The sequence below is a fragment of the Streptomyces sp. NBC_01723 genome (assembly GCF_036246005.1).
GTDB lineage: Bacteria > Actinomycetota > Actinomycetes > Streptomycetales > Streptomycetaceae > Streptomyces.
Genome location: NZ_CP109171.1, coordinates 4947545 through 4967946 on the forward strand (window position 1 = coordinate 4947545; position 20402 = coordinate 4967946).

The following is a 20402-nucleotide window of genomic DNA, read 5'->3' on the forward strand; positions in this document are numbered from 1 at the left end:
CCGCACCCCCCTCCGAGCGCGGGTCCCTCTCCCACAGGCGGGCTGAGCCGCTGCCCGTGGGATGCCTCGGCCTGTTGGATCGGTGAAGCCTGTGAATGGTTGTCTCGATTTCACAGAAGTCTTATGTGGGCTGCGTCACGTCCGTCGTCCCCCGTGTCGCGTTCCGCGGAGCCGCGCGCACGGCGAAGGGCCCCGCGGACCAAGGCCGCGGGGCCCTTCCTCAGCCAGCACCGGCGTCAGGGCAGCGCCGGTGCCTCGGAGCGGCGCCGGGGGGTAGCGCCGCTGGTCTTGAAGGCTGTTCCGTCGGCCGGCCCCGGGCGTCCCCGGAGCCGGCCGTTCTCTTGGGTGACCGGGCTGCTGTCCCCTGCCGTCCGGTCACTTGTCTGGAGCGAGGTCCCACGACGTACGGCACGATCCGCACGTCTCATCGCTCCAGCGAGCCACGCGTGGTTCTCTCGGGCCCGCCCCTGGCTGACACGGACACCGGGACAACGAAGCCGCTCGCGCCACGGTCACGCGCCGTACGGGTGAGACGGTGCCCGAACTCAGATGCGACCTCAGACCCGCCCGCGGCACAGCTCCAGCATCGTCATCGCCAGTGCGGTACCCGGCTTGCCCAGCGCCGACCTGTAGTGGTCGAGGACCTCCATCTCGCGGGAGAGGTTCACCCGCCGGCCGCCGGAGGTGATCCGCGCCTCCTGGATGACGGCGGAGACCGCCATCCGTTCCTGGATCAGGCCGATGATCCGGTCGTCCAGGGCGTCGATGCGCTCCCGGGCGCCGGTGATCACCTCGACGGCCTCGGTGGTGCGCGCGCCGGTCTTGTCCGCGGCGGTGACGGACGCGGCTGCTGTGGTGACGGTCATGTCGTGGCTCCTCGCCGATGGGTGGCGGTGCCCCGGACCGGCAGGGTCCGCAAACGCCAGGCGCCCCGGACCTTGTCGGCCCGGGGCGCCTGGGAAGTCGCTTGTCAGTTGCTCAAGCAGCACGACCATGGCAGCCGGTGGGCCGGTTGCCATAGGTAAACAGGGAGACCTGGTGCGTGAGCATGGCGCCAGTATGCCCGCGAGAACCGACGGTGTCCAAGCCGGATCACACACCGGTCTGTGCACCCGGCCGCGCACCGGGCCGGGACGGGCCACCCGCCCGCCTCGGTAGAATCGGCAGCACAAGACCCCCGCCCGACCGCCGGAAGGCACCCCGTGTCATCAGCGACTCCCGCTGCCGCCGCCCCCGACACCGTCCTGGTCGTCGACTTCGGTGCGCAGTACGCCCAGCTCATCGCCCGTCGTGTCCGCGAGGCGCGGGTCTACAGCGAGATCGTGCCCAGCTCCATGCCGGTCGCGGAGATGCTCGCCAAGAACCCGGCGGCCATCATCCTCTCCGGCGGCCCCTCGTCGGTGTACGAGCCGGGCGCCCCGACCGTCGACCGCTCCCTGTTCGAGGCCGGCGTCCCCGTCTTCGGCATGTGCTACGGCTTCCAGCTGATGGCGCAGACCCTCGGCGGCACCGTCGACAACTCCGGCGCCCGTGAGTACGGCCGTACCGAACTGTCGGTCTCCAGGCCGTCCTCCACCCTCTTCGAGGGCACCCCGGCCGAGCAGGCCGTCTGGATGTCGCACGGCGACGCCTGCTCCGCCGCCCCCGAGGGCTTCACCGTCACCGGCTCCACGGACGTCGTCCCGGTCGCCGCCTTCGAGAACGACGAGAAGCAGCTCTACGGCGTCCAGTACCACCCCGAGGTCATGCACTCCACACACGGGCAGCAGGTGCTGGAGCACTTCCTGTACCGCGGCGCGGGCCTCACCCCCGACTGGACCATGGGCAACGTGATCGAGGAGCAGGTCGCGATCATCCGCGAGCAGGTCGGCGACCGGCGCGCCATCTGCGGCCTCTCCGGCGGCGTGGACTCCGCCGTCGCCGCCGCCCTCGTCCAGAAGGCCATCGGCTCCCAGCTGACCTGCGTCTACGTCGACCACGGCCTGATGCGCAAGGGCGAGACCGAGCAGGTCGAGAAGGACTTCGTCGCCGCGACCGGCGTGCAGCTGAAGGTCGTGGACGCCGAGGAGCGCTTCCTGAAGGCGCTGGCCGGGGTCTCCGACCCCGAGGAGAAGCGGAAGATCATCGGCCGGGAGTTCATCCGGGTCTTCGAGCAGGCGCAGTTGGAGATCATGCAGGAGGACGGCCCCGAGGTCGCCTTCCTCGTGCAGGGCACGCTCTACCCGGACGTGGTCGAGTCCGGCGGAGGCACCGGCACCGCCAACATCAAGTCCCACCACAACGTGGGCGGGCTCCCGGACGACATCGAGTTCCAGCTCGTCGAGCCCCTGCGCAAGCTGTTCAAGGACGAGGTCCGGATGGTCGGCCAGGAGCTGGGCCTGCCGGAGGAGATCGTCCAGCGCCAGCCCTTCCCCGGCCCCGGCCTCGGTATCCGCATCGTCGGCGAGGTCACCAAGGAGCGGCTCGACCTGCTCCGCGAGGCCGACGCCATCGCCCGCGAGGAGCTGACGGCGGCCGGCCTCGACCGCGAGATCTGGCAGTGCCCCGTGGTCCTGCTCGCCGACGTCCGCTCCGTCGGCGTCCAGGGCGACGGCCGCACCTACGGCCACCCGATCGTGCTGCGGCCCGTCTCGTCCGAGGACGCGATGACCGCCGACTGGTCCCGGCTGCCGTACGACGTGCTCTCCAAGATCTCGACCCGGATCACCAACGAGGTCAAGGACGTCAACCGCGTCGTCCTCGACGTGACGTCGAAGCCGCCGGGCACCATCGAGTGGGAGTGAGCGCCGCGGCAGGCGCTACGTGCGCCTGACCGTGCGCACGGGCCCACCGGGCTGCCAGATCTCGACGACGAGGTACTTGTCGTCCTCGACGTGGGTCCGCACGACCTCCGTCAGCTCGGTACGGAAGAGGTGGAACGGCTCCGGCGGTTCCACCTCTTCCGCGTACCGGGCCCGGGTCGCGGCGTCCTCGGCCGCCACCGCCCGGCCGCCGATCCGGACGTCCCCGCCGCCCATGCCGGTGCCGCCCCCCGGGTTCGCCTGCAACGCGAAGCGCGGGTCGCGGCGCAGGTCGAGCGCCTTCACCGACCCCGGCATCATGCCGAGCCACAGCTCACCGTCCAGGAACCGCACCTCCAGGCCGGTGGTGCGCGGCGAGCCGTCCTTGCGGAGGGTGGCGAGGACATGGTGCGTGTACGCGCCGAAACGCGCCTCGACGGTGGCGGCCAGGGCGGGTTCGGCGGTGACGAAAGCGGCCCAGTTCGTGGGGGTGGCCGAGGGCGCACCCGACGACGTGCTTGAGGTCATACGCCGAGTGTGCGGCCGAAACCCGACACCCTGTGTCGAGTATCCCGCCCGGACCTGTCGCACCGGCCGCACCCCCGGTAACTTCCGGCACGTAAGGCAATTCCAGTGCCGAAGGACAGAGGACACATGCACGGGACGCCCGGGGCCACTCCGCCCCCGCCGCTGCCCACCGACAAGCTGCGGTTCGCGATGCCGCCGATGCACGACTCGCTCGAGGACGAACGCCGGCACCGCAAGGAACGGCTCGCGAGCGCGCTGCGCCTCTTCGGCCGGTACGGCTTCGAGGACGGCGTCTCCGGACACATCACCGCCCGCGATCCCGAGTACACCGACTGCTTCTGGGTCAATCCGTTCGGCATGCCCTTCGCCCACATCACCGTGAGCGACCTCGTGCTGGCCAACTCCGACGGCCAGGTGGTGCAGGGCGGCCACCACGTCAACCAGGCCGCCTTCACCGTGCACTCCCAGGTCCACGCCGCCCGCCCGGACGTCGTCGCGGTCGCCCACTGCCACTCGGTGCACGGGCGCGCGCTGTCGGCCCTCGGCGACCTGCTCGACCCGATCACCCAGGAGAGCTGCGCCTTCTACGAGGACCACGCGCTGTACGACTCCTACTCGGGCGTCGCCGTCGACGCCGAGGAGGGACGGCGCATCGCCCGGGTGCTCGGCTCCGGCAAGGCGCTCGTGCTGCGCAACCACGGACTGCTGACGGTGGGCGACTCGGTGGACGCGGCGGCCTGGTGGTTCCTGTCGCTGGAGCGGTCCTGCCAGGTGCAGCTGACGGCCCGGGCGGCGGGACGGCCGGTCCTGATCGACCACCGCCAGGCGGTGGCCACCCGGGAGCAGCTCGGCGGCGACCTGGTGGCGTGGATCAACTACCAGCCCCTGTGGCAGGAGATCAGCCGGAGCGAGCCGGACCTCTTCGACTGACGCCTTCCCGCGACCGCGTCAAAGCGGTGCCCCGAGAGTCACCCCCGCTGAGCACGAGGGACCGGGGCCGCCCGGCGCGCGAGGGGTGGTGTACGGCACAATTCGCTGTCGTCCCAAGGGACTTACGGACCCAGGGGCTCTTTCACGGATGTTCTTTCACGGATGTTCCTTCGCAGGTGCGCGGGAAGGCGGGCGGCGGGCGTGGCGGTGCAGGAGGCGAGACGCGGGAGCGGCTCGGACAAGGACGCGATCGACGCGGCCCACGGCGGCGGCTGCACCTGCGGGGACTGCCCGCACGGCGCCCGTGAGGGGCACCGCCGGGCGGTCGCCGCGTTCCTGCGGCGGCGCGACGAATTCGCGGCCGGACAGGGGCTGCCGGCCGCCGTGGCCCACTCGGCCTCCGCCTCCCGCCAGTGGGTCTCCGAGGAACTGACCCAGTCCGCCGAACTCGTCGCCCAACGCGGCCGCGCCGAGGGAGACGCCTGGCTCGCCGGTCTGGGCCGGCGCACCGTGGCGGCCGTGTGGGCGGCGGTCGTCCTGCTGCTGCTCGGCCAGTCCCTCACCGCGATCGGCTCCGGCTGGACGGCGGCGCGCACGGCCGGACTCGCCGCCGCGCTGGTGGTGGCCGGGGCGCTGACGGCGGCCTCGTGGTTCCACCGGACGCGGGGCGGAGCGCTGGCTCCGGTCATCGGGGAGGACAACCGCCTCTCCACCTCCCGGGCCGTGGCGGCCGCCTGGGTCCTCCTCGTCGCGTACGCCGTGCTGGTGCTGGCCGGACAACTGGCCCTCGCCTCGGGCCACGACCGGCGGGACGCGCTGATCTCCGGCCTCGGACTCGGCCGCGCCACCGGCGCGGTGACCGTGCTCGCGGTGGTGTGCGGCATCGCCGTCCTGGTGCGCCGCGTGGTCGGACTGCGGGTACTGGGGCAGCGCCTCCAGAAGGTACGGGCGGACCGGCCGCGCGCCTCCGACCTGCTGACGGACGACGCGGGCCGCGGGACCTTCGCCGACATCCAGTACGTCGTGATCAGCGCCGTCGCCCTGGTCTTCGCGGCGGTACGGCTGGCCCGGCGCCCGGAACACCTCCCCGACCTGCCGTGGGGGCTCGCGGTGGTGGTGCTGGTGTCGGCGGCGACCTACGTGGCCGGCAAGTACGCCGAGGGCGGCAGGCCGGTGATCCTCTCCGTGGTCAGGGCACGCGAGGCCGGTGACCTGGACGGGCCGATCCGCACGGGCGACGACATCGAGATCCGCGGCGCCGGATTCGTACCCCCGGGCGCCCAGCGCGCGGACCGCCTGTCCCGCATGGTCGTCCGCATCGGCGCGGTCAACGTCCACGTCCCCCTCGTCCCCGTGACGGGCGGCTTCAGCAACCCCACGGACGACGCGCTGACCGTCCCCGTACCGGCCGACATGGAACCGGGCCGGGTCGACGTCCAGGTGGTCACCGGCGCCGGAGTCGAGACCAACCGCTACGCGATCGACGTCACGGACTGATCCCACGGACCGATCCCACGGACCGATCCCACGGACCGATCCCACGGACCGGTCCCACGGACCGGTCCCACGGGCTGACTCCCTCGACTGACTCCCACCGGCGGACGCCGACCTGTCGAAACCGACAGCAAGAAACCGGTTGCGGGAGGGTTGAGCGGGGCCTGGGTGTCGTACGTATGGTCTGGTGGAGGGGCTCGGCATGCGCGGCGAGAGGCGGCTGGCAGTGATGACGCACGGTATGCGGGGCGATGTGTACTCCTCCCGGCAGAACGGCGGCGACTGGCGGGACAACGCCGCCAGGTACGCCCTCCTGCCCCTGCGGATCTTTCTCGGCGTCACCTTCATCTACGCGGGCCTCGACAAGCTCACCGACAGCGCCTTCATGAAGGACTCGGGCGCCGGTTCCATCGGCGACATGATGCGGACCGTCCGGGACTCCTCGGCCATCCCCGCGCTGGTCGACATGGCCCTGAAGAGCCCGTCCGGCTTCGGCTACGCCATCGCCCTGGGCGAACTGGCCGTCGGCATCGGCACCCTGCTCGGCCTGCTGACCCGCCTGGCCGCACTCGGCGGCGCCCTGATCTCGCTCAGCCTGTGGCTGACCGTCAGCTGGGCCTCCGATCCGTACTACTACGGCAACGATCTCGCCTACCTCATGGCCTGGCTCCCCCTCGTCCTCGCGGGCGCGCCACTCCTCTCCATCGACGCCGCCCTGCGCTCCCGGCGCCGGGACCGGTCGGAGGGCGCCTACCGGTAGAGGCCGTCGCGGCCGGCCCTGTGCCGGCCCAGCGCGGGCCGGTGTCCCCCGGGCCGTCAGCCGGGCAGGTCCGCCCGGGTGTCGTCCCGGCGCGCGGAACGGGCCACGACCCCCACCGCTCCCGCGAGGCAGAGCCCGCCCACGACGAGCGGGATGATCACGAACCACGGTGTCTCCCACAGTCCGCCCGCGTCACCGGCGTAGACGACGCCCGCCAGCATCAGGAAGAAGCCCGCCACCAGCCGTCCGGGCTGGAACCTATGACGCAGCACGGGTCACCTCCGCCTGTCCGAGGCCGACCTGGAGATCGAGGTCGAGCGTCCCGCTGTCCTTGTCGCTCACGGTGGGAGCCAGGGTGACCTCCTTGTGCTTGCCGGGCGCCACGTCCACGTCCTTCTCCTTCTCCCCGGGCAGCTGGATGTCACCGACGCCCACCTCGACGCTGAGCCGCACGGTCACGTCCCGCGGCACGACGACCTTTATCCGGCCCACGCCCACGTCGGCGCGGGTGGTGACCGTCTGCCCGTCGGCCACGTTCAGCCGGGAGAGGTCGAGCGTGCCGTCGCCCACCCCGACCTCGTACCGCTCGCGCACGTCGGTCACCGCCGTCGGCCTCCAGGTGGTCCGGGTCCACTCGGTGCCGACGTCCTTCGGGAGGGCCGCCGACCCGGCGAGCAGGGCCGCCGTGATGATCGCCAGGAAGATCGACCCCGCTCCCGTGCGCCCCAGGAAGGCGCTGACCGCGATACCGAGGCCGAAGACGGCGAGCGCGCATGCCAGTCCGGTCTGGACACTGGTGCCGAGCGGCTGGTCGTCCCAGGTCAGTCGGGTGCCGAGGAAGCCGGCGAGCAGGGCGAGAAGGAACACCCAGCCGCCGATGCCGCGTGGGCCGCGCGTCCGGGGGGACCGGGGGCGTCGCTCACCCGGCGGGATGTGACCGCCCCGGTGCGGGGCGCCGCGGCCGATGTTGACGGCCGCGGCGATGTCGCGCTCGTCGGAGCCGGGCGGACCCCACAGGTAGCCCGTACCGCCGTCATGGGTGCCGTCCTTGACTATGGGGTCCCGCCACCAGGAGGGCCAGGTGAACATGATCGGGGGCGCCTGCGCCTCCGGCGGGGCGTCCGCGACGGCCTGCGCGGCTATCGGGTCGGGGGCGGGGGTCCGCCGCTGCCGCGACCAGTAGCCGGCGCCCGCGAGGAGGAGCGAGAGCACGACGGCGAAGGTGAGCACCCCGCCGTTGTGCAGCATGGTCAGGAAGACTCCGCAGCCGACCAGGGCGAAGAGCACCGCGGCCAGGGCCTGACCGTCGACCCGGCCGGTCAGCAGCTTGCGCGCCTCGTTCTCCTCCTCGTCGTCGGCGGGGACGAAGAGCCAGGCGAAGCCGTAGAAGATGAGGCCGATACCGCCGGTCGCGGAGAGCACCGCGAGGGTGATGCGGAAGATCACCGGGTCCAGGTCGCACTGCCGGCCGAGGCCGGCGCAGACCCCGGCGATCGTCCGGTGCTGCCGGTCGCGCCGGAACTCGTGCGGCGGCCCGGGGACGTGGCCGCCCGCGCCGGGGCCGGTCGCGGCATCCGTGGCATCCGCGGCGGGCGCGGCATCCTGCGGCCCGGCACCCCGTGGAGGGCGCGGGCCGGAGCCGGGTCCCGGACCCGTCGCGGCGTGCTCGTGATCTGTCATGAGTCCATGGTGACGGGCGCGGCGTCCCGACGGGAGTCGGTTCGACCCTGGTCGGACCCTGATATCGGCCCTGACGCGGGGCCGGGGGAGCGTTCGAGGGCGCGGCGGGGCGAAGATCAGGGGAGTCTCGGGGGCCGACCCTGATGCTGCGCCTCCCGCACCCGTGTGACCATCAGTGTCATGCCGGAAGCCGCAGCAGCACCCCTCGTCGAACCGCGGCCGCCGCGCAAGCTCTACCGCAGCAGTGACGGACGCTGGCTCGGTGGCGTGGCGCGGGGGCTGGCCGGCCATCTCGGCCTGCCCGTCATCTGGGTGCGGTTCGCCTTCGTCGGTCTGTTCATGGCCGACGGGCTGGGCGCGCTGCTGTACGCGGCCTTCTGGTTCTTCGTGCCGCTGGGCGTCGGCGGCGTCGACGCGCAGAAGCCGCCGTCCCTCGTCACGGCCGAGACCTCGCCGGACGGCCGCCGCAGACTCGTCGCCCGCAAGCCGGACAAGGGCCAGATCGTCGCCCTGCTCCTCATGGTCGTCGTCGCCCTGGTCTTCGTGGGCAACGTCGACCTCGGCGGCGGTGCCCGCGTCTACCTCTGGCCGACCGTGCTCGTAGGCGCCGGCGTCGCCCTCGTCTGGCGCCAGGCGGACAACGCGCGCCGGGCCCGCTGGGCCGAGGTGGGCCGCCACCGGCGCACCGTCACGCTGCTGCGCTCGGTGGGCGGCGTCCTGCTGGTGACGGCGGGTGTCACCGGCATCTTCGTCCTCCAGGGCTCCGCCGCCCATCTCGGTTCCGTCCTGCAGGCGGCGCTCGCCGTCCTGGTCGGCATCACGCTCCTCGCCGGTCCCTACCTGGTGCGGATGACGCAGGACCTCTCCGAGGAGCGGCTGATGCGCATCCGCGCGCAGGAGCGCGCCGAGGTCGCCGCCCATGTCCACGACTCGGTGCTGCACACCCTGACCCTGATCCAGCGCAACGCGGAGAACGCGGGGGAGGTGCGCCGCCTCGCCCGCGCCCAGGAGCGCGACCTGCGCTCCTGGCTCTACAAGCCGGAGGGCAACGGGAAGGACGAGGACGACGAGCCCACCACCCTCGCCGAGGCCGTGAAGCGCAATGCCGCGGAGGTCGAGGACAAGCACGGAGTCCCCATCGAGGTCGTGGTCGTGGGCGACTGCCCGCTCGACGACGGAATCGGCGCACAGATGCAGGCCGCGCGCGAGGCGATGGTGAACGCGGCCAAGTACGGTGGCGAGGGCGGCGCCGTACAGGTCTTCGCCGAAGTCGAGGGCAGGAGGGTCTTCGTGTCCGTCCGCGATCGCGGCCCCGGCTTCGACCTCGACTCGATACCCGCCGACCGTATGGGCGTCAGAGAATCGATCATCGGCCGCATGGAGCGCAACGGCGGCACGGCGCGACTGCGCGCGGTGCCGGACGGCGGCACGGAGGTCGAACTGGAAATGGAGAGGGCGGAGAAGACGTCATGAGCGACCCGACCGAGGCGAACGGTACGGCGGGAGCGGACGAGGCGGCCGAGCCCGCGCAGCCGGCCGACGGCACCGCGGGGGAGCGGCGCGTGCGTGTGGTGCTCGTCGACGACCACCGCATGTTCCGCACCGGCGTCCAGGCCGAGATCGGCCAGACCGCGCAGACCGGCGTCGAGGTCGTCGGGGAGGCCGCCGACGTCGACCAGGCCGTCACGGTGATCACCGCGACCCGCCCCGAGGTCGTGCTGCTCGACGTCCACCTCCCGGGCGGTGGTGGCGTCGAGGTCCTGCGCCGCTGCGCCCCCCTGATGAGCGACACCGAGCGCCCCGTCCGCTTCCTCGCCCTCTCCGTCTCGGACGCGGCGGAGGACGTGATCGGCGTGATCCGCGGCGGCGCCCGAGGCTACGTGACCAAGACGATCACCGGCACCGACCTGGTGAACTCGGTCTTCCGCGTCCAGGAGGGCGACGCCGTCTTCTCCCCGCGTCTGGCCGGTTTCGTCCTGGACGCGTTCGCCTCGACCGACGCCCCGCCGGTCGACGAGGACCTGGACCGCCTCACCCAGCGCGAGCGCGAGGTGCTGCGCCTGATCGCCCGGGGCTACGCGTACAAGGAGATCGCCAAGCAGCTGTACATCTCGGTGAAGACGGTCGAGTCCCACGTCTCGGCGGTCCTCCGCAAGCTCCAGCTGTCCAACCGCCACGAGCTGACGCGGTGGGCGACGGCGCGACGGCTGGTGTGACTCCGTGAGCCGGGTGCCCAGTGGCCGACGCCGGGGCTTTCCGTAAGGGTCCCGGTGACGAACGGGCGGTCACACCACCCGCGCCGCCCCCGCGAACGGCATCTGGTCGACGGGTGCCACGCGGACCGGGGCCGACGGGTTCGGGGCGTGGATCATCTGGCCCTTGCCGACGTAGATGCCGACGTGGCTGATGCCGGAGTAGAAGAAGACGAGGTCACCGGGGAGCAGTTCGGACCGGGCGACGCGGCGGCCCGCGTCGATCTGGGCGTAGGTGGTGCGGGGGAGGGAGGCGCCCGCGGCGCGGTAGGCGGCCTGGGTGAGGCCGGAGCAGTCGAAGGCGTCCGGACCGGTCGCGCCCCACACGTAGGGGCTGCCGAGCTTCTGGTAGGCGTAGGCGACGGCCGCCGCGGCGCGGGAGTTGGGTGCCTGGGCGGACGGGGCGGACAGTGGCTGCCGGTCGCCCGCCGACGAGCGGGACGCGCGGTCACCCGTGCCCTGGCCCGACCGGGTGCGTTCCTCCGCGGTCAGCCGGGACAGCAGGCGGCGGGCCGTCTCCAGCTTTCCGGTGACGGTCTCGCGGTGGCGTTTCAGTTCGGCCCGGCGTGAGGTCAGCGAGGTCAGCTCGACGCGGGCGGCGCCGCGCAGTCGCTCGATGTCCCGCAGCTCCTTGCGTACCCGGCCCACGGCGGCCGTCTGCCGGCTGCCCGCGCGTTCGACGAAGGCGGCGTTGTCGAGATACCGGTCGGGGTCGGCGGAGAGCGCGAGCTGCAGGGCGGGGTCGAGGCCGCCGCTGCGGTACTGCGCCGCGGCGACCGAACCCAGCGCCTCCCGGGCCGAGTTCAACCGGTCCTCCTTGCGGGCGGCCTGATCCCGCAGCTTCTCCAGGTGCTCTTCGGCGGCGTCCGCCTTCTCCTTGGCGCCGTTGTACTTCTCGGTCGCGACCTCAGCCTGCTGGTACAGCTTGTCGACCTTGGCCCTGACCTGGGCCGCCGTCGGCTGCGGATCGGCGTGACCGGTCCCGCCCAGGCCCGTCGCGGTGGCCGCGCCCGCGAGGGTGATGGTGGCCGCCGTACGGGCCCTGCCGCCGCCCGTCACGCGCTGTCGCGGCCTGCGGTGCGTTCCCACCTGCGACCCACGTCCTTCCGTACGACTCGACTCCGGCCCGTGCCGGGTCGGCTCCGGTCCGCTCCGGCTGCCTGAGGGAGGACGCTAGGCGCGTCGGTAACGGTCCGGTGCCGGGATGCGCGGAAGTGGCGGTACCGGATCGGCCCGCGCATGCATCTGACCGCGTGCCCGTCCGGCGGCCGTCGTCTTCACGCGGGGTGATGACCGAGCTGCCCGATCGGGGACGGGTGAGGGACCTGAGCTGTTATGGGGCGCATATATGCGCCGCTTTCCGCACCGGGGCGGCTCAGGCACCGCCGGGCCGGTGTCGGACGTCCTCCGGCCGCTCATTAGGCTCCGGCCTCATGGACGTACTCATCCACCTCTTCGTCGGTCTGCACATCATCGGCATCGCCGCGCTCCTCGGCGGCTTCCTGACCCAGATGAAGGCGATGGGCCGGGGCACGGCCCGCTTCATCCCCGCGATGCTGCACGGTGCGCTGACGATGCTGGTCACCGGTGTCGCCCTGGTCGGTCTCAACCAGGCCGACGACCAGTCCGTGGACAACCTCAAGATCGGGGTGAAGCTCGCCCTGCTGATCGTGATCCTCGGCCTGGTCTACGTGAAGCGCGACGACGAGAAGGTCGACAAGCCGCTGTTCGGCCTCGTGGGCCTGCTGACCGTCGCGAACATCTTCATCGCGGTGCTGTGGACGTGACGGCGGAGGCGCTCGTGCCCGCGGACCGCAGCCCGGCCCGGGCCTGGGCGACCGCTCCCGCCGCGACCGCCAGCCACCCGGCCACCGCGATCCACAGCAGGACCCGGCCGGGCGCGTCCAGCCACGCGACGTCGATCGCGGCGGCCACGGACAGCGTCGCCGCCGCCGTCATGCCGAGCGGGAAGACCGTCGACCAGCGCCGCACGTCGTAGCGGACCCGCGGCCAGACGAACTCGGCGACCAGCAGGACGACGTACCAGGCGAGGTCGAGAGTGAGCAGGAAGACGGTCACGTCGTGCAGCACGGCGCCGTCGTCGGAGTTCCACAGGTACATGCCGGTGCCGGTCGCCGCGATCAGTTTGGCGCCGGCGAGGGCCGAGATGGCGAGTGCCCCGCCCGCCACCCAGTGGTCACCGGAGCCCCGGGCCACCTGCCGCAGATCGAAGCGGAACAGCGCGATCAGGTAGAGCACGATCCCCAGCCAGAACGGCACCAGCGCCGCGTGGGCCAGCCAGGGCGTCGAGGTGACCGCGGACAGCGTGGCGCCGAGCACCGCCAGCCCCTCCGTGGCCACGCACCCCAGGAACACCGCCCCCGGCATCCTGCGCCCCCAGTGCCGCACGACCAGGAGGAGCAGCACCGGCCACAGCAGCGTCGCCAGCGCCAGCAGCGCGGCGGCCAGGGTCGTCCAGCCGAGCAGCGAGAGCCGGGTGCCGAGCACGGTGGTCGCGGCGACCGCGGTGAGCGCGCCCGGTGTCCCCGCCCGCGTCAGCCACTGCGGGCGCTCGGCCAGCAGCAGGTGGACGAAGTTCACCGCCAGGGTCAGCCAGGCGGCGCAGGCAAGGAACAGGGCGATGCGGGACAGGACCTCGTGTCCCGTCATGTGCAGGGCGACCGACAGGATGCCGGTCGCCATGACCGCGGCCCCGGCCGCCGGTGGACGCTGCGCCCACCAGGCGCGCAGGGGGGAGGGGAGAGTGCCTGACGACGTGCCTGACGACATGCCCCGATGCTAGAGAGCCGCGCCGGTCAGGCCGGGCGCACCACGCTGTGGATCGACGACTCGCCGTCGTAGTAGATCGACTCCTCGCGGACGTACGCGCCCGGCTTCGGGGCGTGGATCATCATGCCGTTGCCGATGTAGAGGCCGACGTGGCTGAGGTCGTCGTAGAAGAAGACCAGGTCACCGGGGAGGGCCTGGGAGACGGGGACGGTCGTGCCGGCGTTGACCTGGTCGTACGTGACGCGCGGCAGCGTCACCCCCGCGGCCTTCCAGGCGGCCTGGGTGAGGCCGGAGCAGTCGTAGGAGCCGGGGCCGGTGGCGCCCCAGACGTACGGCTTGCCGATCTGGGCGCGGGCGAACGCGAGTGCCTTCTCGGCCTTGGTGCCGTACGACGAGTCCGGCGTCGAGGAGCCCGACGAGCCGTTGCCGCCGGACTCCGAGGAACCGGAGGAGGTGCCACCGCCGCTCTCCTGCCGTGCGGCCTCCTCCCGCCGCTCGCGCTCCGCTGCCTGCTGCTCGGCCAGCTCCGCGGCCTTGCGGGCAGCCTCCTCCTGCTTCTTCCTCTCGATCGCCGCGAGCCGGGCCTTCTCCTCGGCGGTCAGCTTCGACAGCAGCTCACGCGCGGTGGCGAGCTTCTTCTGGACGGTCGACTTGGCCGTCTTCAGGTCCTGCTGCGAGCCGGTGAGCGTCTCCAGGCTCTCGGTGGCCTCCCGGCGCTTCTTCATCGTCTCGGACTGCTGCGTGACGTAGTCGTCGACCGCGGTCTTCTGACGGCCGGTGAGCCGGCCCATCAGCTGGTTCTGGTCGAAGTACTCCTGCGGCGAGTCCGCGAGCAGGAAGGTCGCCGTCTCCGGGACCGCCGTGCCCGTGCGGTACTGCGCGGAGGCGAAGGAACCCAGCTCCTCGCGGGCGTCGTTGAGCTTCTGGGTGCGCTGGGCGACGTCGTCGAGGAGGGTGTCGACCTTCTTGCGCTGCTTGGCCGTCTTCTCCTTGGCCGCGTTGTACTTCTCGGTGGCCGACCCCGCCTGGCGGTAGAGGTCGTCGACCTTCTTCTCGACCTCTTCGAGGCTCGGCCTGTCGTCGTCCGACGGGGTGGCGTTCGCTGTCTGGGACAGCAGGGCGACGGAGGTGAGGGCCGCTGTGGCGAGGGCCGGGGTCCGTAGGCCCGTGACGCGTGAACCGGTGGGGCGCGACTTGCGGTGCGACGCCAAGGAGGCGACTCCTTCCAGTGCTCCGCCTACCGGGTTAGCTGTCGGGTTCGGGCGGCACGGAAGGGTTGCCCTACGGCGGACCGTCCTCTGGAGGGCGGTGCGGCCGATTCACCCCAAGTTCTCGGTTGGGTCCCCGGCTCCGGGCGCCGTGGCGGGCACGCCGGACTCGGCGGAGGCCGCGCGGCCCGGCGAGGTTCGCCGGAGGGGGTCGTTCGGCCTGCCCGCACCGTAGCCAACTCGTGTGGCCGCTGTGAAGGTTGGTGGGTGATATGCCCGATACATTTTCGTGACCTCGGCGACGGGCGTCACTCTTCGTGTCGCACCACGTCGCAGGGCGTGCCGGTGGGTGGTGTCCCGGCCGTTTTCCGGGGTGGCGCCGGGTTGTCGGTGGGGCGCCCTAGACTCGGAGAGCGATGAGCAGCCTCTTTGACGACAGCTTCCTGGCGAGCCTCCAGACCCCCCGGGGTCACGAGGAGGAACCCCCGCCGCCGCCCGAGGACGGTCACGGACCGGAGCCGGTCCCGCACGATCTGTTCGGCGGGAAGTTCGACGCGCCTCCGGAGCGCGACCGGTACTACCGGGACGGCGCCCCGCGCCCCGCCCTGGACCCGGCCGCCCTCCTGGACGGGCTGAACGACAACCAGCGCGCCGCCGTGGTGCACTCCGGCTCCCCCCTGCTCATCGTGGCCGGCGCCGGCTCCGGCAAGACCCGCGTGCTCACCCACCGCATCGCCCACCTGCTGGCCGAGCGCGGCGTCCACCCGGGCCAGATCCTCGCGATCACCTTCACCAACAAGGCCGCCGGTGAGATGAAGGAGCGCGTCGAGCAGCTCGTGGGCCCGCGCGCCAACGCGATGTGGGTGATGACCTTCCACAGCGCCTGCGTCCGCATCCTGCGCCGCGAGTCGAAGCGGCTCGGCTTCACGTCGTCCTTCTCGATCTACGACGCCGCCGACTCCAAGCGGCTCATGGCGCTGGTCTGCCGCGACCTCGACCTGGACCCCAAGCGTTTCCCGCCCAAGTCCTTCAGCGCCAAGATCAGCAACCTGAAGAACGAGCTGATCGACGAGGAGGACTTCGCCGCCCAGGCCGCCGACGGTTTCGAGAAGACCCTCGCCCAGGCGTACGCGCTCTACCAGTCGCGGCTGCGCGAGGCCAACGCCCTCGACTTCGACGACCTGATCATGACGACGGTCAACCTGCTCCGCGCCTTCCCGGACGTCGCCGAGCACTACCACCGCCGCTTCCGGCACGTCATGGTCGACGAGTACCAGGACACCAACCACGCCCAGTACGCCCTGGTGCGCGAGCTGGTCGGCACCTCCGAGCACCCGGTCGACGTGCCGCCCGAGGCCGAGGTCCCGCCCGCCGAGCTGTGCGTGGTGGGCGACGCCGACCAGTCGATCTACGCCTTCCGCGGCGCCACCATCCGCAACATCCTCCAGTTCGAGGAGGACTACCCGAACGCGACGACGATCCTCCTGGAGCAGAACTACCGCTCCACCCAGACCATCCTCACCGCCGCCAACGCGGTCATCGAGCGCAATGAGTCCCGCCGGCCCAAGAACCTGTGGACCAACCAGGGCGCCGGCGCGCAGATCACCGGGTACGTCGCCGACACCGAGCACGACGAGGCCCAGTTCGTCGCCGACGAGATAGACCGCCTCACGGACGCGGGCGAGGCCAAGGCGGGCGACGTCGCCGTCTTCTACCGCACCAACGCGCAGTCCCGTGTCTTCGAAGAGGTCTTCATCCGCACCGGCCTGCCCTACAAGGTCGTCGGCGGCGTCCGCTTCTACGAGCGCAAGGAGGTCCGGGACGTCCTGGCCTACCTGCGGGTGCTGGCCAACCCCGAGGACTCGGTGCCGCTGCGCCGGATCCTCAACGTCCCCAAGCGAGGCATCGGCGACCGGGCCGAGGCGATGATCGACGCCCTGTCGCAGCGCGAGAAGATCAGCTTCCCGCAGGCGCTCAAGCGCGTCGACGAGGCGTACGGCATGGCGGCGCGTTCCGCCAACGCCGTCAAGCGGTTCAACACGCTCATGGAGGACCTGCGCACCATCGTCGAGTCCGGCGCCGGACCGGCGACCGTTCTCGAGGCCATCCTCGAACGCACCGGCTACCTCGCCGAGTTGCAGGCGTCCACCGACCCGCAGGACGAGACCCGCATCGAGAACCTCCAGGAACTCGCGGCCGTCGCCCTGGAGTTCGAACAGGAGCGCGCCGAAGGTGAGGAGGCCGGCACCCTCGCCGACTTCCTGGAGAAGGTCGCGCTCGTCGCGGACTCCGACCAGATCCCGGACGAAGAGGACGGCGACGGCGTCGTCACCCTGATGACCCTGCACACCGCCAAGGGCCTGGAGTTCCCGGTCGTCTTCCTCACCGGCATGGAGGACGGCGTCTTCCCGCACATGCGCGCCCTCGGCCAGGCCAAGGAGCTGGAGGAGGAACGGCGGCTGGCGTACGTCGGCATCACCCGCGCCCGCGAGCGGCTCTACCTGACCCGGTCCACCCTGCGCAGCGCCTGGGGCCAGCCCTCCTACAACCCGCCCTCGCGCTTCCTGGAGGAGATCCCGGCCCCCCACCTGGAGTGGAAGCGCACCGGTGCGAACGGACCGGCTCCCTCCGCTCCGGTCTCGGGAGTGGCGGCCTCGCTGTCGTCGTCCCGTTCCCGCTCCTCGGCGTCGGGCGCGTCCGGCTTCGCCACCCGCCGGTCCGCCGGCGCGGAGCAGCCGACGGTGTCCCTGGCGGTCGGCGACCGTGTCACGCACGACCAGTTCGGGCTCGGAACGGTCGTCGGGGTCAAGGGCACCGGGTCCAACGCGGAGGCGACCATCGACTTCGGCGACACCAAGCCGAAGCGGCTGCTGCTGCGGTACGCGCCGGTGGAGAAGCTCTGACGGTGCCGGACCGGCCGCGCGGGCCCGGGCTGCGGCTCGGGTCCGCGCGGCCGGGCGGCGCACGCCCCCGGGGCGGGCAGACGGCTGAGACGCTACGGCGTCACTGCGGGTTGAGACCGTGGCTGCGCAGCCACGACAGCGGGTCGATCGCCGAGCCGCCGGAGGGGCGCACCTCGAAGTGCAGGTGCGGGCCGGTCGAGTTGCCCGAGTTGCCGGAGAATGCGATGGCGTCACCGGCTTTGACGCTCGTACCCGAGGGAACCTGATAACTGGAGAGGTGGCAGTACCACGTCTCCGTGCCGTCCTTCGCCGTCACGATCATCATGTTGCCGTACGCGCTGTTGTACTGCGTCCGGACGGTGCCGTCGGTCGCGGCCATCACCGTCGTCCCGTACGACACGGGGAAGTCGATGCCGCTGTGGACGGACATCCAGTTGATGCCGGCCTGCCCGTAGTACGCGCTGAGGCCGTGCTGCGCCACCGGGAGGGCGAACTTGGGGCGCAGCCGCTCCTTGCGGGCCGCCTCCTCCGCCGCGCGCTTCTTCTCGGCTGCCTGCTCGGCCTTGAGGTCGATGCGCTCCTGCGTCCGGCTGGCCCGGTCGGCGAAGTCGTCGGCTCCGGCGGCGAGACTGGTGAGCTGGGTGTCCAGCTTGTTGTTGGCCGTGGACGGCTTCACCGGCGCGGCCTGCTGCCCGCCCGGGTCCGCGGCCGCCGCCGTGGTCTCCGTGCCCTCGTCGCCGGTGAGGCTGCCGACGGAGGCGGCCGCGATACCGGCGACGCTCATCACGCAGGCCGACGGCACGGCGATGGTCAGCAGCGCGGAGCGCTTGGCGGGCAGACGGCGGCGGGAACGCGTCCCGGCCCGGGAGGCGCCGCGCGCGGCCGGGATGCGGGCGGCCGGGGTGATCTCCTCCTGGCCGTCCAGGAGGGGTGTCACGGTGGGGAGTTCGCCGGTGGCGGCCAACTCGCCTTCGTGCGGGGCCGTTTCGTCCCCGGCGGACAGGATGTCCTGGGTGGCGTCCTGCGCTGCCGCGGGCTCCGCCGGGTGCGCGGTGGCGCCGTCGGGGTTCCACTGGGTGGCGTCGTAGGCGCCGGTGTCGAACGTGCCGGTGGCGAAGGCGTTGGCTTCGAAGGTGGCCGTCTCGAAAGCCGTGGCCTCGAAGGTGGCCGTCTCGAAGGCGGAGGTCTCGTCGGAGGCGACCGTCTGGAAAGCGCCGGTGTCCAGGGTGCCGGTGGCGAAGGCACCGGTCTCGAAGCTGCCGGTCTCGAAGGCACCGGTCTCGAAGCTGCCGGTCTCGAAGGTCTGCGTGCCCCAGTCCCACTGCTGGGTCCCGTCCGCCGGGTTGCCGGACGGGTCCGGCTGGGTCCAGGCGCCGGTGTCCCACTGCCCGGTGGCCTCGGCGCCCGTGGCCTGCGGCTGCATGCCGGCGGACTCCTGGTAACCGGCCGTCCACGCGGTCGCGTCGTAGGGCCCGGAGTCGTAGCCGGTGTGGTGCTGGGCGGCGTACGCGTCGTGGTGCTGCTGCCCGCCGCCGTCGGACCACTGGGTGGTGTCGTAGGTGCCCGTGGTGCCGTACGAGCCCGTCGTGTCGTAGGTGCCGGTGGTGTGGCCCGGCAGGCTGCCGAAGAGGGGGTCCGCGTCGAAGGCCGCGGAGGCGGGGCCGTTGGTCGGAAAACCAGTGGTGTCGTAGCCGCCGTACGTGGTGAGGTCGCCGTACTGGGCCTCCCCTGTGCCGTACGACGCGTAATGCGCCGACGCGGCGTCGGAAGCCGAAGCCGGGGTGGTCATGGTCCCCGACGGGTGACGGTCGTTCACCAACTTCTCTTTCGCCTCGACAACAGGGGCTGCCAGAGCAGTGCGGCGACTGTACCCGGCGGTATACGGGCACGACAATCTTCGTCAGGTTTCGCTGGAGCAGGAAACGGGCAATCGGCCGTGTTTTGGGGGACGGCGGGCACGACTTTGGCTTTTTGTTCGATCGGTGTTCGATGCTGAACGGGTTGTTTCGGAGTCAGGCGACCGTCAGACCGCCGGCTCGTCCGCCCGACCCCGCGCGTCCGCCCGACCCCGCTCGCCCGTCCGTCTCCGTGCCGTTCTCCGCCTCGACGGCGTCCAATGCCTGCCGGATCCCCGTGGCCACGGCCGGGTGCACCGGCAGCGCGAGGTGGCCGACGCCGCTCACCCGTACGTTCTGCACGGTCAGGTCGGGATGGTCGAGACAGGCCGTCTCCAGCGGGTCCATCACCCGGTCCAGGTCGCTCCAGAAGCTGACGAACTGCGTACGGCAGCCGGGCGTGGGCCGGGACAGCTCCTCGATCACCGCCGACCCGGGGCGCATCTGGCGCACGATCGGGTGCGCGTTGGCCAGCGGGACCACGCGGGTGCCGGAGTGCGGGGTACCGAGCGTCACCAGCGTCCGGACCCGCAGGTCACCGCCGAGCCGCTGCACGTAGTACCGCGCGATCAGCCCGCCGAGGCTGTGCCCGACGACGTCGACGCGCTCGCTGCCGGTGCGCTCGCAGATCTCCTCGATGTGCCGGCCGAGCAACTCGGCCGCCGTGCGGATGTCGCAGGTCAGGGGGGAGTAGTTCAGCGAGTCGACCTGGTGCCTGCCGTGCTGGGCCAGGCTGCGGCGCAGCAGCAGGAAGACCGACCGGTTGTCGATGAAACCGTGCAGCAGGACGACCGGCGTGCTCGGGGGGGCCGGGAGTCGGGGGGGCGGCGGCGAGGGCTCCGGGTCCCGTGAGCCGACGGACGGGAGGGGCAGGGAGGGGCGGCGCTCCTGGACGATCCCCGAGGGATACAGGAGCAGATGCCCGGCGAGGATCGCGACCTCCAGGGCGCTCGCCTTCAGGAAGGTCAGGGAGAGCCCGGTCAGCCGTCCGGGCAGGCTCGCCAGTTCCGTTAGTCCTGGGATTCCGGGCAAGCCCGGGAGGAGACGCTGAAAAAGCGGAAGAAGGGGCAGTGCTGCCGTGGTGACCTTCATGGGGCCGACCTCCGTCCGGCACGCGCAGGGACGCCTCTGTCCCCCGTGTGCCCTCGTTGGAGTGCCGTGACACCAGTGATTGGCGATGTT

At 72.0% G+C, this 20402-nt stretch carries 17 protein-coding genes and 1 riboswitch; of the genes, 8 read left to right on the forward strand and 9 right to left on the reverse strand.

Going from position 1 to position 20402, the window contains the following annotated elements; all coding sequences use genetic code 11:
* Window positions 1-557: 557 nt before the first annotated feature.
* Window positions 558-866 carry a chorismate mutase gene (locus OIE75_RS23050; RefSeq protein ID WP_329472003.1) on the reverse strand — a complete coding sequence of 103 codons (309 nt, stop codon included), beginning with the start codon at window positions 864-866 and terminating at the stop codon, window positions 558-560.
* Between the two features lie 336 nt (window positions 867-1202).
* On the opposite strand from OIE75_RS23050, the gene guaA reads away from it, so the two are divergent.
* Window positions 1203-2783 carry a glutamine-hydrolyzing GMP synthase gene (guaA, locus tag OIE75_RS23055; protein ID WP_307014656.1) on the forward strand — a complete coding sequence of 527 codons (1581 nt, stop codon included), beginning with the start codon at window positions 1203-1205 and terminating at the stop codon, window positions 2781-2783.
* A gap of 15 nt (window positions 2784-2798) precedes the next feature.
* On the opposite strand, the gene OIE75_RS23060 is transcribed toward guaA, so the two are convergent.
* Window positions 2799-3308, reverse strand: a complete 510-nt coding sequence (locus OIE75_RS23060) for a pyridoxamine 5'-phosphate oxidase family protein (protein ID WP_329472005.1) — start codon at window positions 3306-3308, stop codon at window positions 2799-2801.
* Between the two features lie 126 nt (window positions 3309-3434).
* Between OIE75_RS23060 and OIE75_RS23065 the strand changes: the two genes are divergently transcribed.
* From OIE75_RS23065 to OIE75_RS23075, 3 genes are all read left to right on the forward strand, one after another.
* Window positions 3435-4238, forward strand: a complete 804-nt coding sequence (locus OIE75_RS23065) for a class II aldolase/adducin family protein (RefSeq protein WP_307014660.1) — start codon at window positions 3435-3437, stop codon at window positions 4236-4238.
* A gap of 201 nt (window positions 4239-4439) precedes the next feature.
* Window positions 4440-5735 carry a hypothetical protein gene (locus OIE75_RS23070; RefSeq protein WP_329472006.1) on the forward strand — a complete coding sequence of 432 codons (1296 nt, stop codon included), beginning with the start codon at window positions 4440-4442 and terminating at the stop codon, window positions 5733-5735.
* Between the two features lie 226 nt (window positions 5736-5961).
* Window positions 5962-6492, forward strand: coding sequence for a DoxX family protein (locus OIE75_RS23075; RefSeq protein WP_307018087.1), 531 nt, complete (start codon window positions 5962-5964; stop codon window positions 6490-6492).
* A 56-nt stretch (window positions 6493-6548) separates the two neighbouring features.
* Here OIE75_RS23075 and OIE75_RS23080 read toward each other — a convergent pair whose 3' ends face one another.
* A complete protein-coding gene (locus OIE75_RS23080) occupies window positions 6549-6764 on the reverse strand; it encodes a hypothetical protein (RefSeq protein ID WP_234955312.1) in 216 nt (71 codons plus the stop codon).
* A complete protein-coding gene (locus OIE75_RS23085) occupies window positions 6751-8172 on the reverse strand; it encodes a PspC domain-containing protein (protein ID WP_307014664.1) in 1422 nt (473 codons plus the stop codon). The genes OIE75_RS23080 and OIE75_RS23085 overlap by 14 nt, the downstream gene beginning before the upstream one ends.
* A 180-nt stretch (window positions 8173-8352) precedes the next feature.
* On the opposite strand from OIE75_RS23085, the gene OIE75_RS23090 reads away from it, so the two are divergent.
* Together OIE75_RS23090 and OIE75_RS23095 are read left to right on the forward strand one after the other, a co-directional pair.
* On the forward strand, window positions 8353-9645 hold the full coding sequence (locus OIE75_RS23090) for a PspC domain-containing protein (protein ID WP_329472007.1): 1293 nt from the start codon (window positions 8353-8355) through the stop codon (window positions 9643-9645).
* Complete coding sequence (locus OIE75_RS23095; protein ID WP_329472008.1) at window positions 9642-10388, forward strand: response regulator transcription factor; 747 nt, start codon at window positions 9642-9644, stop codon at window positions 10386-10388. The genes OIE75_RS23090 and OIE75_RS23095 overlap by 4 nt, the downstream gene beginning before the upstream one ends.
* Window positions 10389-10457: 69 nt before the next feature.
* Here OIE75_RS23095 and OIE75_RS23100 read toward each other — a convergent pair whose 3' ends face one another.
* Window positions 10458-11513 (reverse strand): C40 family peptidase, encoded by a 1056-nt coding sequence (locus OIE75_RS23100; protein WP_329472009.1) that lies wholly within the window; start codon window positions 11511-11513, stop codon window positions 10458-10460.
* A gap of 344 nt (window positions 11514-11857) precedes the next feature.
* Between OIE75_RS23100 and OIE75_RS23105 the strand changes: the two genes are divergently transcribed.
* On the forward strand, window positions 11858-12211 hold the full coding sequence (locus tag OIE75_RS23105; RefSeq protein WP_125492766.1) for a hypothetical protein: 354 nt from the start codon (window positions 11858-11860) through the stop codon (window positions 12209-12211).
* Here OIE75_RS23105 and OIE75_RS23110 read toward each other — a convergent pair.
* Window positions 12189-13214: a tellurite resistance/C4-dicarboxylate transporter family protein gene (locus tag OIE75_RS23110; RefSeq protein ID WP_329472010.1), complete on the reverse strand. Its 1026-nt coding sequence runs from the start codon at window positions 13212-13214 to the stop codon at window positions 12189-12191. The genes OIE75_RS23105 and OIE75_RS23110 overlap by 23 nt on opposite strands.
* A gap of 26 nt (window positions 13215-13240) precedes the next feature.
* Window positions 13241-14425, reverse strand: coding sequence for a C40 family peptidase (locus OIE75_RS23115; protein ID WP_307014670.1), 1185 nt, complete (start codon window positions 14423-14425; stop codon window positions 13241-13243).
* Between the two features lie 6 nt (window positions 14426-14431).
* Window positions 14432-14607, reverse strand: a riboswitch (cyclic di-AMP (ydaO/yuaA leader).
* Window positions 14608-14838: 231 nt separating this feature from the next.
* Between OIE75_RS23115 and pcrA the strand changes: the two genes are divergently transcribed.
* Complete coding sequence (gene pcrA, locus OIE75_RS23120) at window positions 14839-17325, forward strand: DNA helicase PcrA (protein ID WP_329472011.1); 2487 nt, start codon at window positions 14839-14841, stop codon at window positions 17323-17325.
* Between the two features lie 100 nt (window positions 17326-17425).
* Here pcrA and OIE75_RS23125 read toward each other — a convergent pair whose 3' ends face one another.
* Both OIE75_RS23125 and OIE75_RS23130 read right to left on the reverse strand, forming a co-directional pair.
* Entirely contained in the window at window positions 17426-19141 is a 1716-nt protein-coding gene (locus tag OIE75_RS23125; RefSeq protein ID WP_329472012.1) for a M23 family metallopeptidase, read from the reverse strand.
* Between the two features lie 196 nt (window positions 19142-19337).
* Window positions 19338-20312, reverse strand: a complete 975-nt coding sequence (locus OIE75_RS23130; RefSeq protein WP_329472013.1) for an esterase/lipase family protein — start codon at window positions 20310-20312, stop codon at window positions 19338-19340.
* Between the last annotated feature and the right edge of the window lie 90 nt (window positions 20313-20402).